The following is a 15,768-nucleotide window of genomic DNA, read 5'->3' as shown; positions in this document are numbered from 1 at the left end:
ACATGACTTTTATTCAAAATCATCATCATTTTTACAATTGCTCTCAAGCGATTTAGAAATGTATTGAATAAAATCAAGATATTTATAAACCCGTTTGAGCAAATCGAACGGGTTTTTTTAATTTAAAACCAAATTTGCTCAAACATAATACAAAGCTAAAAATGAGTAACTTAAGAATTGCAGTACAAAAATCAGGGAGATTAAATGAAGATTCAATGAGAATCTTAAAAGACATTGGTATTTCTATAGATAACGGAAAAGACCAATTAAAAGCAGCTGCTAGAGATTTTCCAGTTGAAGTATTTTATTTACGTAATGGAGATATACCTCAATATTTGAAAGACGGAGTAGTAGATGCAGCCATTATTGGTGAAAATGTTCTAATAGAAAAAGGAGATGACATCCAATTTGTAGAACGTTTAGGATTTTCTAAATGTAAAGTTTCTATAGCAGTACCTAAAGAATCAGATGCAAATTCATTAAAAGATTTAGATGGTAAACGTATAGCGACTTCTTACCCAGAAACCGTAAAAAAATACTTAAAAGAGCAGAATATAGATGCGCAATTACACAAAATTAATGGTTCTGTAGAAATTGCTCCAAATATTGGTTTGGCAGACGGAATTTGTGATATTGTTTCAAGTGGAAGTACATTATTTAAAAACGGCCTAAAAGAAATTGAAGTTTTATTAAAATCTGAAGCTGTTTTAGCGGTTTCTCCTCAAATCTCTGAAGAAAGAAAAGCCATTTTAGAAAAAATTCAGTTTAGAATTCAATCAGTTTTAAAAGGAAGGCAATCTAAGTACATTTTGTTAAATGCGCCTAACAATAAATTAGATAACATTTTAAAATTATTGCCAGGAATGAGAAGTCCAACTGTTTTACCATTAGCACAAGAAGGTTGGAGCTCTGTACACACTGTAATTAGTAAAAATCAATTTTGGGAAATTATTGATGAGTTAAAAATTAATGGTGCTGAAGGTATTTTAGTATGTCCTATAGAGAAAATGGTATTGTAAAATGAAAACAATTCTTAATCCACTAAAAAAAGATTGGTCTCAAATTTTAGAAAGACCAACAAAAACGGTTGATGATATTGAAACTACAGTAACTCAAATTTTTGAGGATATACAAAAAAACGGAGATACAGCTGTAAATAAATATACTGCTAAATTTGATGGAATAACCATAGATAATACAATTGTTTCTAAAGATGAAATTGACGAGGCAATCAGTTTAGTTTCTGATGAATTAAAATCTGCAATATCATTAGCCAAAGAAAATATTTACAATTTTCATAAGGCACAAAAAACGTATAAAGTATTTGTTGAAACGGCTAACGGAGTAGAATGTTGGCAAGAAAAAAGACCAATTCAAAAAGTTGGTTTATACATTCCAGGAGGTACAGCACCTTTATTCTCAACAGTATTAATGTTAGCGGTTCCTGCTCAAATTGCAGGTTGTAAAGAAATTGTGTTGTGTTCTCCACCTAATAAAGAAGGTAAAATTCACCCAGCAATTTTGTATGCAGCTAATTTATGTGGAGTAACCAAAATTATTAAAGTTGGCGGAATTCAAGCGATTGCAGGATTTACTTTTGGTACAGAAACCATTCCACAGGTTTATAAAATCTTTGGACCAGGAAATCAGTTTGTAACTGTTGCAAAACAATTGTCAACAAAATACGGAGTTGCTATTGATATGCCAGCAGGTCCAAGTGAATTGCTAGTTGTTGCAGATGATTCTGCTAAAGCGAGTTTTGTCGCATCAGATTTACTAAGTCAGGCAGAACATGGTGTAGATAGTCAAGTTATCCTAGTATCAACTTCTTTAAGTTTAATTGATGAAGTTTCTAAAGAGATTGAAAAACAAGTTTTAGGCTTGCCTAGAGTTGAAATTGCGAAACAGGCAATTGCAAATTCAAAATCAATTTTGGTAGAAAATGATAAAATTGCGCTAGAGTTAATCAATGAATATGGTCCTGAACACTTTATTGTTTGTACAAATGATACTGATTTTTATATTGATAATATAGAAAATGCTGGTTCAGTCTTTATTGGGAATTATACACCAGAAAGTGCAGGTGATTATGCATCTGGAACAAATCATACCTTACCAACAAATGGATTTAGTAAAGCTTATTCTGGAGTGAATTTAGATAGTTTTACTAAGAGTATTACCTTTCAAAAAATATCAAAAAAAGGAATTCAAACTATTGGTAATGCAATTGAGTTAATGGCGGATGCAGAAGGATTACAAGCACACAAAAATGCGGTAACATTGCGTTTAAAAGAGGTATTATAAATGTAACGAAAAGACTACTTTTGGAGTCATTAAAGTATGAAAACAGACTTTAACATCAATAATTTAGTTAGAGAGAACATTAAATCTCTACAACCATATTCATCAGCTAGAGATGAATATAAAGACGCAACGTCAAAAGATATGATTTTCTTAGACGCGAATGAAAATCCTTTCGAAAACGGAGTAAATCGATATCCAGACCCGAGACAAAATAAGGTTAAAGATTTGTTATCAGATATTAAAACAATACCAAAAGAACTGATTTTATTGGGTAATGGAAGTGATGAAGTATTAGACCTTATTTTTAGAGCTTTTTGTGAACCTAATAAAGACAATATTATTACATTACCACCAACTTATGGAATGTATTCTGTTTTGGCTAATATTAATGCAATTGAAAACAGAAAGGTTTTATTGAATACTGATTTTGAGCCTAATGTTGATGAAATTTTAGCTGCTGCAGACAACAATAGTAAAATTCTTTTTTTATGCTCTCCAAATAATCCTACAGGAAATAGTTTTTCAAATGGAGCTGTAGAAAAATTAATAAAAGAGTTTAATGGGTTAGTCGTAATTGATGAAGCTTATATTGATTTTTCAACCCAAAAAAGTTGGCTAGAAAAATTGCAAAAGTTCTCTAACTTAATTATCACACAAACCTTGTCTAAAGCTTATGGTTTAGCAGGAATTCGATTGGGAGTTTGTTATGCTTCTAAAGAAATTATCAATATATTAAATAACATCAAACCTCCCTATAACGTCAATGAATTAACTCAGCAAAGAGCAATTACAAGATTGCAAAGGTTGAATGAAGTTAAAAATGAAATTGCGCAACTTATCAGTGAAAGAAAACGTCTAAAAAAAGAGTTGGAATGCTGTGTAAGTTATATCGAAAAAGTATATCCTTCAGATGGCAACTTTTTATTATTAAAGGTTGATGACGCAAACAAAAGATATAAGCAATTAATAGACTATGGAGTGGTAATTAGAAACAGAACCACACAACCTTTGTGTGAAAATTGTTTGCGAATTAGTGTTGGAGTATGTGAAGAAAATCAAAGATTAATAAGAGCTTTAAAGGAAATTCAGTAATGAAAAAAGTATTATTTATAGATAGAGACGGAACTTTAGTGTTAGAACCACCTGTAGATTATCAATTAGATAGTTTAGAAAAGTTAGAATATTATCCAAAAGTTTTTCAATACATGGCTAAAATAGCCTCAGAATTGGATTACGAATTGGTAATGGTTACCAATCAAGATGGTTTAGGAACCGATTCTTTTCCAGAAGACACCTTCTGGCCAGCTCAAAATAAAATTATTGCTGCTTTTGAAAAAGAAGGCGTTGTTTTTTCGGCAGTTCATATAGATAAAACTTTTCCGCATGAAAATGCTGAAACCAGAAAACCAAGAACAGGTTTGTTAACCAACTATTTTTCTGAGGAATATGATTTAGAAAATTCTTTTGTTTTAGGTGATAGAATTACAGACATGGAATTGGCTAAAAATTTAGGCGCAAAAGGAATTTATTTGTCTGAAAATCCAGAGTTAGGTGCAGACGAAATTGAAACTTCAAAACAAGAGGTTCTTGATTGCATTGCTTTAACAAGTACAGATTGGTCAGAAATTTATCAATTTTTAAAATTAGAAGATAGAGTTGCAGAAATCACCAGAAATACCAATGAAACAAAGATTTATATCAAATTAAATTTAGACGGTTCTGGTAAAAATGATATCAGTACAGGATTGTCTTTTTTCGATCATATGTTAGACCAAATAGGGCGTCATGGAAATATGGATTTGACCATAAAAGTAGATGGAGATTTAGAGGTTGATGAGCATCATACTATAGAAGACACCATGATTGCTTTTGGTGAATTATTCAACAAAGCTTTAGGTAATAAATTAGGTATTGAAAGATATGGTTTTTGCTTGCCTATGGACGATTGTTTAGCACAAGTTGCTGTAGATTTTGGAGGAAGAAATTGGTTGGAATGGGATGCAGAATTCAAGAGAGAAAAAATTGGAGATATGCCAACAGAAATGTTTTTTCACTTGTTTAAATCGTTTACAGATGGTGCAAAATGTAATTTAAATATTAAAGCAGAAGGTGTAAATGAACATCACAAAATAGAAGGCATTTTTAAAGCTTTTGCAAAAGCAATGAAAATGGCAGTAAAAAGAGATGCTAATAAGATGTTTTTACCATCTACAAAAGGACTTCTTTAGTTGACAGATGATAATTTTTAGTCGTTAGTTTTTTTTGATCCATCAACCAAAAACTATCAACCAAAACCAATAGAAAAATGAAATTAGTGATTATAAATTATGGAGCAGGAAACATTAAAAGCATTCAATTTGCTTTTAAGCGTTTAGGTATTGATGCTGTTTTAACAAATAATGTTGATGAAATTAAAGCTGCTGATAAAGTAATTTTTCCAGGAGTTGGAGAAGCAAGTTCTGCTATGAAAATGTTACAAGAAAGTGGCTTAGACAAAGTGATACCTACATTAAAACAACCCGTTTTAGGCATTTGTTTAGGAATGCAGTTAATGTGTAACCATTCAGAAGAAGGAAACACCCAAGGTTTAGGTATTTTTGATGTGGCTGTAAAACGTTTTTCTAATGAGGTTAAAGTGCCACAAATGGGTTGGAATGTAATTGCTGACTTAAAATCTGATTTATTTAAAGACATTAAAGAAAAAGAGTTTATGTATTTGGTACATAGTTTTTATGCAGAAAAATGCGATGATATGATTGCCAAAACAGATTATGAAATTGAGTATGCATCTGCATTACAGAATAATAATTTTTATGGAGTGCAGTTTCACCCCGAAAAATCATCTCTTGCAGGAAGTAAAATTTTAGAAAACTTCTTGAATTTATAAATACTGTCAGTTCGAGTGATTTTGAGGAACGAAAAATTGTATCGAGAACAATTAAACTAAAAACTAAAAACTATTTTGAGAATAATTCCAGCCATAGATATTATAGAAGGTAAATGTGTTCGTTTAACCAAAGGCGATTACAATACCAAGAAAATATATAATGAAAACCCATTAGAAGTTGCCAAAGAATTTGAAGCTGCAGGTATTGAATATTTGCATGTTGTAGATTTAGATGGTGCCAAAGCAAGTCAAATAATTAATTATAAAGTATTAGAGCAAATTGCAACGAAAACCAATTTAAAAATTGATTTTGGTGGTGGGTTAAAGGCTGATAAAGATTTAGAAATTGCTTTTAATTCTGGAGCCAATCAAATTACTGGAGGCAGTATTGCTGTAAAAAATCCTGAGGTTTTTAAAAGTTGGATTACCAAATTCGGGGCAGAAAAAATTATTTTAGGTGCCGATTTTTATCCTGATAATTCAGGAGGAAAGATAGCTACCAATGGCTGGCAAGAAGAAAGTAGTTTAGAATTGATTCCGTTTATTGCTGATTATCAACAAAAAGGAATTCAATATGTAATTTGTACAGACATTTCTAAAGATGGTATGTTACAAGGCCCTAGTTTTGAAACGTATTCAAAAATACTTAACGAATGTCACGTTGAGCCTGTGGAAACGTCTTTAAAACTAATCGCTTCAGGAGGAATATCCACTTTTGATGAATTGCCAAAATTAGCAGCATTAGGTTGTGAAGGTGTGATTATTGGAAAAGCAATTTATGAGAATAAAATCAGCTTAAAACAATTAGAAAATTATATAGTTGATGGTTTATAGTTGTTAGTGTTTGGTTATTATTTTAACCTAAACCAACAACCAAAAACCACTAACCAACAACAAAATAAAATGTTAACAAAGAGAATAGTACCTTGCTTAGATATTAAAAACGGAAGAACTGTAAAAGGTGTCAATTTTGTAAATTTAATTGATGCAGGAGATCCAGTTGTTTTGGCAAAACAATATGCAGATTTAGGAGCAGATGAGCTGGTTTTTTTAGACATAGCAGCTACTTTAGAAAATAGAGGAACCACTTTAGATATGGTATTAAAAGTGGCAGAACAAGTAAACATTCCGTTTACAGTTGGAGGAGGAATATCTTCTGTAGAGCACGTAGATGCATTGTTAAAATGTGGTGCTGATAAAGTATCTATAAATTCATCTGCAGTAAAAAGACCAGAATTGGTAAGTGAATTGGCAGACAAATTTGGAAGTCAATGTGTGGTAGTTGCCATTGACGCAAAACAAATTGATGGAGAATGGTTTGTGCATTTAGCTGGAGGAACAATTCCTACAGAAATAAAGCTTTTTGATTGGGCAAAAGAAGTAGAACAACGTGGAGCAGGAGAGATTTTGTTTACTTCTATGAATCATGATGGAACTAAAGCTGGTTTTGCAAATGAAGCCTTGGCACATTTATCAGAATTGGTAAATATTCCTATTATTGCTTCTGGAGGTGCAGGAACTGTGCAGCATTTTGTTGATACATTTACCAAAGGAAAATCGGATGCAGCATTAGCAGCAAGTGTGTTTCACTTTGGTGAAATTCCTATTTTAGAGTTAAAACAAGAATTACAAAAACAGGGAGTGCCTGTAAGAATATAACAATAGTTTATAGTTGTTGGTTTGTGGTTGATCGTTTGAATAAGAACCAAAAACTAAAAACCAACAACAAAAAACCAAACAAAATGAATATCAATTTTAATAAAAATAACGATGGTTTAGTGCCAGCAATCATTCAAGATGCAACAACAAAAAACGTTTTAATGTTAGGGTATATGAATGAAGAGGCTTTTAACAAAACCAAAGAAACGTATTTGGTAACTTTTTTTAGTAGAACTAAAAACAGGTTATGGACAAAAGGTGAAGAAAGTGGAAATGTGTTGAATTTAGTGGATATGAAACTAGATTGCGATAATGATACTTTGTTAATTCAGGTGAATCCAAAAGGGCCAACTTGTCATAAAGGTTCAGATACTTGTTGGAACGAAGAAAATAATTCGAATTTTGGATTCTTTTCAACCTTAGAAAATGTAATTAAAGAACGTGTTGAGAATAAAGACACAAAAAAATCTTATGTAGCTAGTTTATTTGCAAAAGGAATTAACAAAGTGGCTCAAAAAGTAGGAGAGGAGGCTGTAGAAACGGTCATCGAAGCTATGGATAATAACGATGAATTGTTTCTATATGAATCTGCAGATTTACTATTTCATTATTTAATGTTACTACAAGCTAAAGGTTTCACTTTAAAAGATATTGAAGCAGAATTAAAAGGTAGACACAAATAGTTTTCTATAGATATTTATTAAAAATCCCTAAAACATCAGTTGTTTTAGGGATTTTTTTAATATGGATTATTTATGATATTTATACATTAAGATACCTTTTAAAGATCTCTTTATTGATATTACTCATAAATTGAAGTAAATAAAGTTTTATGAATTTATTAATATTAATTCAAGTTTGTGGTTAATATTTGTAAGGTTTGTTTTTTTATTCCTACTAAAAAAAAGTTAAAAGTATATTCTGTTTGATTTTTTAGTCAATTAGTTAAACGGTATGTTGTATTTTTACTTTTAATTAAAAAATTATTTATCGGATGGGAAGAAAATTAAATAAATGCTTTGGAATTAATAAATTGTGAAATTTTGTATCCAACAGATCAATTTTACGAATTCCATTTTTTAAAAATAACTGCAGTAAGTTTTTAAAACATTTATTTAATTTTTTTCAAAGCTCTTTGTATACTTTTTGTCTATTTTGCACCATATAGATGAAAAAATACAAATCTTAAATGTAGAAGCTGTTGTAGTTGTTATTATAATTATATAGGGCTATAGCGTTTAATAAAACTTACAACAAGTAAAACCCTCACTTAAAAAGTGAGGGTTATTTTTATTGGTGAAATTATATGTTTAATACTCATTCATTAGAATTACTTTTAAATTAGGGTAGTTTTTTTTCAATTCTTTTTCTATCCCTATAACATGAGAGGCACCAACCATAACAATATTCTTTGTTTTTCCTGATGCTAAAACTTGTGTGGCAATATTTTTAGCCATTCTCATATTACGTTCATTCCAATATTTTCTTCCTTCTAAACAACCCTCTGTATCTTCAGTAACATAATTAAAAGAACTCATTTTGTATAGTATATTTAAAGATTTTCTAGTATTAGTATGTTTTCCTAGTTTTCTAAAAATTGCAGGAATTTTTGCTGCATTATATTGTTTTTTGTTGATTTTTGAGCCTGCCAAATTACTTCCATTTTTGCTACCTTCTTTTACACATTTGTTCCAACCAATATGATATTCCTTATTTGTTTGTTGATCGTCCATATTGTTAACCTTTAAATTTTTACTCAGCGCTAATTTGTAAGTTAAATCTCCATCTTCGTGTCTTGTTGGTTTTTTAGCCCCATGAATTCCGTATTTCTTTAAATAAGTTAATAGTTCATGGTTGCCATTATCTCTTAAATACAAGTAAGATTTAATGAGATAATCAGTTTCTATTGATGACAACTCAACATATTTTTTATGAGCTAATACATTAAAATAAGCTTTATTAAAATTGAATACTTTTTTAATAGAATCTGATTTAGCATAAAATTTTTGATAACCTTTAGACCAACCTTTTTTTAAATATTCCCAAGATTCATTATCGTTTGCCATTGGTGATTCTACATAAATAGCCTCAGGATTGTATTTTTTTGCAAAACGCAACATGGGTTTATAGCTCTTTTTTACAATTTTGGGTACTGTGTGCATTGTGCCTACAATTATAATTTCTTGATTTTGATTTTGTGCAGATGTAACAAAATTTGAGGCTAATAAAATAAATAATAAAGTGATTTTAGTTTTCATAATTCTAAATTTTGTGATGAAACTTTCTGAGACAAAACTAGAAATGAAATACTAAAAAACTTAATAATTAAAGGGGTTTGGGGCGAAACTCAACTATTCTGTGGTAGAATTTAAAACTGATTTCACCTCATTTTTGTAAGTGTTAGATATTGGGATGAAAATAGAACTAGACAACTCTGCAAAAAGTTTTCCTTTTTCGGTTTTCCATTGTTTAAAATGATATGGGTTGATAATATAAGAACGATGTACCCTTAATAAATCTGAAAATTCTGCAGCAACTTTAGAAAGTTTATTTCGTATTAATGTTTTTTTGACATCTTTTCCAGAAACATAAAATACTTCTATATAATTATCTGAAGATTGAATGCAAATTAAATCATTTAATAAAACTCGTAAGCCTTCATAATTTCCTTTGCCTTTAATTTCTATTTTTTGTTCATCAATTTTTTTATTCTTGTATTTACCAAAAGCAAAACGCCCAAATATAACAATAGGTAAAATAGTAAGTAGAGCAGGAAAAATAATAGATTTTAAATGATACCAAAGTGTATATGGATTAGGTTCTCCAGGTACAATAACATACAGATAAAAAAGTCTAGCAGCTAAAATACTAACACTACTAAAAATTAAGAAGAATAATAATTCTGTTTTTACAAACCAATTTTTATCATTTTTATGAAATAAATAACTTTGTAGGGGTAAAAATAAGACATAACAAAATGCACCTAACAATCCATATAAAGGCAAGTAAATTAATTTCTCTGTATCTCTAAATTCATTAACATCTAAAGGTTCTGTAAAATAAAGAAAAATAAAAATCCACAAAGCTAAACCTAAAGCAATAATAATATGATGCTTTAAAGATGAGTCAAAAGGATATTTTGTATTTAAAATAGAGTTCTTCTTCATGAATCTTAAATCATTTCTATTTCAAATATAATAATTTAGAACCTCAGTTTAATCTAAATGTAAATTACTTTCTAACCATTTTAGTAGTACTTTCGCAGTCTAGATTAAAATGATGATTTTAAGAAATACAAAGCTACTCATTATCCTTTCATTTATAGCTATTTATGTAGTTTGGGGATCTACTTACTTATTCAATAAAGTTGCTGTAACTGAGTTACCTCCATTTTTTTTAGCCTCAATTCGTTTTTTTACTGCAGGATGTATAATGATTTCGATAGCTTATGTAACTAAAGCAAACTTAAAAATATCTAAAAAAGAGTTTAAAAACATTTGTATTACAGCATTTTTCTTTTTGGTTTATGGAAACAGTGTTTTTGTTTGGGCATTGCAGTTTGTAGATAGTGGTTTTGGATCTTTAATGGCATCTACAAATCCGTTATTTGTATTAGTTATGATGCGTATCATAGATCAAAAACCAATGAAAAAGAAATCAATCTTAGGTGTTGTTTTAGGTATTTTGGGTATGATTCTGTTGGTAAGTCAAGAAGAATTGACAACTTCACAAAATAGTTTAATTGGAGTTTTAGTAATGTTAACCTGTGTATTGAGCTGGAGTTATGGTAGTATTTTTGTTGCAAAAACAATTTTACCCAAAAACTTTTTAGTCAGTACTGGATATCAAATGGTTTTTGGAGGAATTTTTTTGGCTTTAATTAGCTTTGTATTTCAAGAACATTGGTCTTCTCCTTTAAACTGGACTCCCAACGTACAACTCTCAATGTTTTTATTGGTTATTTTTGGCGGTATTATAGCTTTTACTGCCTTTAATTACTTGCTTAAAGTTGTTTCTACAGATAAAGTATCCACATCTGCATATGTGAACCCTGTAATAGCTTTATTTATGGGTTGGTATTTTTTAGATGAAAAATTAAGTTTACAGTCCATAATAGCATCAATAATATTATTAACCGGAGTTTATTTTATTACTTCAAGAAAAAGACAATAATATGAAGCCCAATAAATATTCATTTATCAAACCAGAAAAGTGGCCTTTTTTTTATGGCTATATTGTATTGATTTTTGGTAGTATTGGAGTTTTATTTAGTATTCCAGGGCAAACTGTTGGAGTTTCTGTATTTACAGATCCAGTTAAAGATGCATTAGGTTTAACTAGAAATCAGTTTAGTAATGCTTATATGATTGGTACTTTGTTAAGTGCTTTTTTTGTTACTAAAGCTGGACGACTATTTGATAAATTTGGTGCAAGATTTGTAGCGTTCTTTGCAGCTTTTTTTTTAGCAATTACGTTAATCATATTTTCTTTTTCAGAGAAAACTTCAAATCATTTAAAACAATTCTTTCATTTAGAATCTTGGTTTATTCCTTTTTTATTGATTTGTTTTCTATTCTTTTTAATTCGTTTTTTTGGACAAGGTGTACTTACAATGTCATCAAGAAACATGATTATGATGTGGTTTGATAAGAATAGAGGAAAAGTTAATTCAATAAGTAGTATTGGAGTTTCTTTAGGTTTTTCGAGTTCTCCAATTTTATTTAATTATTTAATTGACAATAATGGATGGGAGGTAAGTTGGCAAATTTTAGCTTGTTGTTTATTGATTTTCAGTGTTTTAATTTTACAGTTTTATAGAAATAAACCAGAAGATTTTAATTTAATTCCTGATGGATATCTTAAAAATAAAAAAAGCACTAAAAAGAAAGTAGAAGAAGATATTGAAGTAAATTTTACCTTAAAAGAAGCAAAAAATACTAGAGCATTTTGGATGTTAGGTTTGGCATTATCATTCAATAGTTTTTTTAGCACAGGCTTAACTTTTCATATTGTGTCTATTTTTAGCACACAAGGATATAGTAAATCTGAGGCTATTGCAGTTTTTCTGCCAATTTCAATAATTGCGATTATTACATCAACAATAGCAAATATTCTTAGTGATTATATTCAGCATAAAGTGTATTTGTTTGTTATGATTGCAAGCGGATTTTTAGCAGCAACAGGTCTTTTAATGCTAGAAAATACTTTTGGGGTTTATTTTCTAATTGCAGGTTTAGGTATTTATAGCGGACTTTTTGCAGTTGTAAATGCTGTTACTTGGCCTCGTTATTTTGGTCGAAAATACTTGGGAGCCATCACTGGTAAAATAATGAGTTTTTTGGTGATAGCAAGTGCTCTTGCTCCAAGTTTGTTCAGTTATTGTTTTACAAGTTTAGGTAGCTATGAATTTATAAGCTATTTGTTAATCCCTTTTTTGGTGTTTTTGTTTATAGGATCACTAAAAATGAAAAAACCTTAAATTACTACTACATTTTTAATTGAATAGCACCAATACCAGCACTCCATAAATTTTTATTATAGGCAGGTATTTTAGTGTTGATTAAATTATCTACTGTTGCTTTTAATGGAATCCATTGAGCGTCTAATTCCTTTTTTCTATCAATTGAAGCTTGCGTAACCTTAGGTAAACTACTACTGGTCTGATTCATTAAAAACAAATACTCAGCTGTAAATTTATTTTCAAAGTTTTCTACATCATCATAAGCTTGAGATCTACGTTGTACCATCAATTCATCCCAATTTTTAATTTGTTTTAGTAACGTTTCTCCTTCCTTGATTAAGTTTGAATTCTTATTTGTTTTCTTTAATTGTTTTAAAGAAGATTTAATGTCTTTGGCTATTTTATTCAATAAATTTACCTTTTGATGCATGTCAGTTACGGTAGCTTCCATTTGATTCATAATTGCATCATATTCTAAAAATTCAGCTTTAGAAATTGAATAATTAGTATTTCCTTTAATGATCGCTTTTGTTTCATATGATTTTCCATCATATTTTAAAGTTACATTATAAGTGCCAGGAATTACTCTGTGACCTCTAAAATTTGCCTCAATATAAACTCCAGGAACACCTGGTACTATTTGATGTTGCATGTTCCAAACAAAACGATTTAAACCTTCTTTTTTTGGTAATCTAGGTGCTCTTGGAGCGCTACCACCATTATGAGGGACATAATTTTCATCTCTTTTAGAAGTGTAAGAGTTGATGATTTTACCACTGTTATCGGTAATAACAAGCTCTACAGACTTAGATTTATCGACTTCGGGAAGATAATAATACAACTCTATTCCATTTGCAGGATTCACTCCAACAAAGTTCTGCATTCCGTTAAAATTATCAATATTTCCATTCATTCTACTTCCCCAGTTTCCATATACTATTGGTTCTGGACTGTAAAGTTTTACTGCTTTTTTTCTTTTATCATACTGACTAATCAACGATAAATTGTCTAATATCCAAAAAGATCTTCCAGATGTAGCCACAACCAAATCATTTTGATGTACTTTAAGGTCAAGAATTGGAGTAGTAGGTAAGTTTCTTTGAAAAGATTCCCATGTTTTACCATCATTAAATGAAATGTAAATTCCTAATTCAGTTCCAGCATACAATAAACCTTTTTTAGTTTTATCTTCTCTAACAACTCTTGTGTGAGCTCCATAAGGAATGCCTGAACTTATATTTTTCCAAGTTTTTCCATAATTAGAGCTTTTGTAAATGGCAGGTGTATAGTCTCCTAATTTATATTTGGTAGTTGCTATATAAACTGTTGCAGGATCATGAGGCGAAACTTCAATGGCATTTACTAAGGTTTCTCCAATTTTTTTTGGAGTGATGTTTTTCCAAGAGTTCCCATTATTTCTGGTTATTTGTACATAACCATCATCACTACCAGTGTAAAAAACGCCTTTTTCATGAGGAGATTCAACAAGGTAACTAATTGTTCCGTAATTTTCTGCACCTACAGCTTCATTGGTGTATGGGCCACCACCTTTACCTTGCTTTTCATCTATATTCCTAGTCAAATCTGGTGAAAAATGCGTCCAAGTTTTACCCAAATCAGTAGATTTTAAAACCAATTGAGCTGCGTGAAAAATAGTATTTGGTTCGTGCTGAGACCATATAATTGGAGCATTCCAATTGTACAAATATTTCATATCTCTGGCAGTTTTTCCTAAATATTGGATTGGAGCTGCCATAATGTTAGTACTCACTTTGTTTTCCATATCTAAGGCTTCTATGGTTCCAAGATAGCTACCACCAACTGTAATTTTAGGGTTGTCTTTATCAAAGGCTAAAAATGCACTTTCACCCCCTGCAGCAGAAGTCCAGTTTCTCTCAGATATAGAATAACCTGTCATATTCATACTTGCTATTTTTACAGAAGAATTGTCTTGCTGCCCACCATAGATATTATACGGAAATTGATTATCAGTATTAATTCTATAAAATTGAGCTGTAGGCATAATGTCTTGAGAAGACCAACTTTTAGCAAAATTGAAAGAAATTGCTGCACCACCATCATTAGCAATTACCATATTTTTAGGGTTTTTAGGATTAATCCATAAATCATGATAATCTCCATGTGTACCTGTAATTCTTTCCCAATTTTTTCCTCCGTCTTTAGAACGTAAAGCAGGAGCACTTAAAACATAAACAGTTTCATCATCTGTAGGATCTGTAAAAACCTCTATATAATACCATGCACGTTGTGTTAATCTATTATCACCACTAACTTGACTCCAACTTTTTCCTGCATTGTTAGATACATACAAACCACTTAGGTCTGTTTGAGTATCACTTTCTACAAGCGCATAAACTTTATCACTATTACTTCTACAAACTGATATTGCTAATTTTCCTAACTCTTTAGGAAGTCCGTCTTCGAGTCTATTCCAAGTTTCTCCAGCATCAACAGATTTATACAAACCACTACCTTCGCCACCACTAATCATTTTCCATGGTGTTCTTTGATGATGCCATAAAGCAGCATACAAAACCTGAGGATTATTCATATCAATAGATAGTTCTGAAGCACCTGCATAATTGTTTACAAACAAGGTTTTTTTCCAAGTCTTACCACCATCAATAGATTTATAAACACCTCTTTCTTCAGTAGGACTCGTATATTTTCCTTGAGCAGCAACATAAACAATATCTGGATTAGTAGGATGAATCACAATTCTTGAAATTTGTTCTGTTTTCTCTAAACCTAAATGTGTCCAAGTTTTTCCTGCATCTGTAGATTTGTATACGCCATCACCATAAGAAGACATTACGCCTCTAATTGCGTGCTCACCCATACCAACATATATAATATTAGGGTTACTTTCTGATGCAGCAACAGCACCAACTGAACCTGTTTTAAAAAAAACATCACTAATATTATTCCAATGGGCACCAGCATCTTCAGTTTTCCATAAACCACCACCTGTGGTTCCCATATAATAGGTAAGAGGATTATTTGTAACTCCTGTTGCGCTAACAGAACGTCCACCTCTAAAAGGGCCGATATTTCTGTATTTGATTGGAGAAAAATAATTATCTGCTTCTTGTGCAAATAAAATAATAGGTAATAAAAAAGTAAGGATTGAAATATTTAGTTTCATAAAGGTTGGTTTAGAACTCTAAATTTACAAGAAAAACTTGATTTCAAGTATTTTTTATGAAAAATAGTTTTAATTTATAAACAGTTTATCTAAAAATAAAACTATAGGATTTTTAATTTTTAAATACTTCTTTATATCTTTCACAATAAATAAAAATCATTGCAAACAAACACTATTTTACTTATTCTTATTGCGTTGATACTGAGTGTTTCAGTAGCGTTTTTTCAATATTTTTTTAAAGAAAAGAGAAAAGATAAAATTCAACTTGTTTTATTTATTTTAAAGAGTTTT

The 15,768-nt window shown here is 30.3% G+C and carries 13 protein-coding genes; 10 read left to right on the top strand and 3 right to left on the bottom strand.

What is annotated here, in order from left to right; genetic code table 11:
* The first annotated feature begins 161 nt into the window (after nt 1–161).
* From hisG to hisIE, 8 genes are all read left to right on the top strand, one after another.
* Nucleotides 162–1,019, top strand: a complete 858-nt coding sequence (hisG, locus tag FP421_RS03705) for an ATP phosphoribosyltransferase (protein WP_159947713.1) — start codon at nt 162–164, stop codon at nt 1,017–1,019.
* Nucleotide 1,020: 1 nt separating this feature from the next.
* Nucleotides 1,021–2,304 (top strand): histidinol dehydrogenase, encoded by a 1,284-nt coding sequence (hisD, locus tag FP421_RS03700; protein WP_159947711.1) that lies wholly within the window; start codon nt 1,021–1,023, stop codon nt 2,302–2,304.
* A gap of 36 nt (nt 2,305–2,340) precedes the next feature.
* Nucleotides 2,341–3,396 carry a histidinol-phosphate transaminase gene (gene hisC, locus FP421_RS03695; protein WP_159947709.1) on the top strand — a complete coding sequence of 352 codons (1,056 nt, stop codon included), beginning with the start codon at nt 2,341–2,343 and terminating at the stop codon, nt 3,394–3,396.
* On the top strand, nt 3,396–4,532 hold the full coding sequence (gene hisB, locus FP421_RS03690) for a bifunctional histidinol-phosphatase/imidazoleglycerol-phosphate dehydratase HisB (RefSeq protein ID WP_159947707.1): 1,137 nt from the start codon (nt 3,396–3,398) through the stop codon (nt 4,530–4,532). Before hisC ends, hisB begins: the two co-directional genes overlap by 1 nt.
* Before the next feature lie 77 nt (nt 4,533–4,609).
* A complete protein-coding gene (gene hisH, locus FP421_RS03685; RefSeq protein WP_159947705.1) occupies nt 4,610–5,191 on the top strand; it encodes an imidazole glycerol phosphate synthase subunit HisH in 582 nt (193 codons plus the stop codon).
* Nucleotides 5,192–5,266: 75 nt separating this feature from the next.
* The gene (gene hisA, locus FP421_RS03680) at nt 5,267–6,025 is read left to right on the top strand and encodes a 1-(5-phosphoribosyl)-5-[(5-phosphoribosylamino)methylideneamino]imidazole-4-carboxamide isomerase (protein WP_159947703.1); all 759 of its coding nucleotides are present in this window, start codon (nt 5,267–5,269) and stop codon (nt 6,023–6,025) included.
* A gap of 69 nt (nt 6,026–6,094) precedes the next feature.
* A complete protein-coding gene (gene hisF / locus FP421_RS03675; RefSeq protein WP_159947701.1) occupies nt 6,095–6,850 on the top strand; it encodes an imidazole glycerol phosphate synthase subunit HisF in 756 nt (251 codons plus the stop codon).
* Nucleotides 6,851–6,885: 35 nt separating this feature from the next.
* Nucleotides 6,886–7,533: a bifunctional phosphoribosyl-AMP cyclohydrolase/phosphoribosyl-ATP diphosphatase HisIE gene (gene hisIE, locus FP421_RS03670; RefSeq protein ID WP_262885936.1), complete on the top strand. Its 648-nt coding sequence runs from the start codon at nt 6,886–6,888 to the stop codon at nt 7,531–7,533.
* 627 nt (nt 7,534–8,160) lie between these two features.
* On the opposite strand, the gene FP421_RS03665 is transcribed toward hisIE, so the two are convergent.
* The gene (locus FP421_RS03665; RefSeq protein ID WP_159947697.1) at nt 8,161–9,108 is read right to left on the bottom strand and encodes a hypothetical protein; all 948 of its coding nucleotides are present in this window, start codon (nt 9,106–9,108) and stop codon (nt 8,161–8,163) included.
* 93 nt (nt 9,109–9,201) lie between these two features.
* Nucleotides 9,202–10,017 (bottom strand): LytTR family transcriptional regulator DNA-binding domain-containing protein, encoded by an 816-nt coding sequence (locus tag FP421_RS03660; protein ID WP_236548018.1) that lies wholly within the window; start codon nt 10,015–10,017, stop codon nt 9,202–9,204.
* Between the two features lie 109 nt (nt 10,018–10,126).
* Here FP421_RS03660 and FP421_RS03655 point away from each other — a divergent pair, with 109 nt between their 5' ends.
* On the top strand, nt 10,127–11,023 hold the full coding sequence (locus tag FP421_RS03655; protein WP_236548016.1) for an EamA family transporter: 897 nt from the start codon (nt 10,127–10,129) through the stop codon (nt 11,021–11,023).
* A 1-nt stretch (nt 11,024) separates the two neighbouring features.
* Entirely contained in the window at nt 11,025–12,329 is a 1,305-nt protein-coding gene (locus FP421_RS03650; protein ID WP_159947695.1) for an MFS transporter, read from the top strand.
* Nucleotides 12,330–12,336: 7 nt separating this feature from the next.
* Here FP421_RS03650 and FP421_RS03645 read toward each other — a convergent pair whose 3' ends face one another.
* Nucleotides 12,337–15,477, bottom strand: coding sequence for a WD40/YVTN/BNR-like repeat-containing protein (locus tag FP421_RS03645; RefSeq protein ID WP_159947693.1), 3,141 nt, complete (start codon nt 15,475–15,477; stop codon nt 12,337–12,339).
* Between the last annotated feature and the right edge of the window lie 291 nt (nt 15,478–15,768).

It is taken from the genome of Polaribacter septentrionalilitoris (assembly GCF_009832745.1).
GTDB lineage: Bacteria > Bacteroidota > Bacteroidia > Flavobacteriales > Flavobacteriaceae > Polaribacter > Polaribacter septentrionalilitoris.
This window is presented reverse-complemented; position numbering and strand designations above follow the sequence as displayed.

What these genes read in the sequence shown, in the direction of transcription:
- hisD (WP_159947711.1), top strand. Translation starts at nt 1,021, where the DNA reads ATGAAAACAATTCTTAATCCACTAAAAAAAGATTGGTCTCAAATTTTA.
- hisG (WP_159947713.1), top strand. Translation starts at nt 162, where the DNA reads ATGAGTAACTTAAGAATTGCAGTACAAAAATCAGGGAGATTAAATGAA.
- FP421_RS03660 (WP_236548018.1), bottom strand. Translation starts at nt 10,017, where the DNA reads ATGAAGAAGAACTCTATTTTAAATACAAAATATCCTTTTGACTCATCT.
- FP421_RS03655 (WP_236548016.1), top strand. Translation starts at nt 10,127, where the DNA reads ATGATGATTTTAAGAAATACAAAGCTACTCATTATCCTTTCATTTATA.
- FP421_RS03665 (WP_159947697.1), bottom strand. Translation starts at nt 9,108, where the DNA reads ATGAAAACTAAAATCACTTTATTATTTATTTTATTAGCCTCAAATTTT.
- FP421_RS03650 (WP_159947695.1), top strand. Translation starts at nt 11,025, where the DNA reads ATGAAGCCCAATAAATATTCATTTATCAAACCAGAAAAGTGGCCTTTT.
- hisC (WP_159947709.1), top strand. Translation starts at nt 2,341, where the DNA reads ATGAAAACAGACTTTAACATCAATAATTTAGTTAGAGAGAACATTAAA.
- FP421_RS03645 (WP_159947693.1), bottom strand. Translation starts at nt 15,477, where the DNA reads ATGAAACTAAATATTTCAATCCTTACTTTTTTATTACCTATTATTTTA.
- hisF (WP_159947701.1), top strand. Translation starts at nt 6,095, where the DNA reads ATGTTAACAAAGAGAATAGTACCTTGCTTAGATATTAAAAACGGAAGA.
- hisH (WP_159947705.1), top strand. Translation starts at nt 4,610, where the DNA reads ATGAAATTAGTGATTATAAATTATGGAGCAGGAAACATTAAAAGCATT.
- hisB (WP_159947707.1), top strand. Translation starts at nt 3,396, where the DNA reads ATGAAAAAAGTATTATTTATAGATAGAGACGGAACTTTAGTGTTAGAA.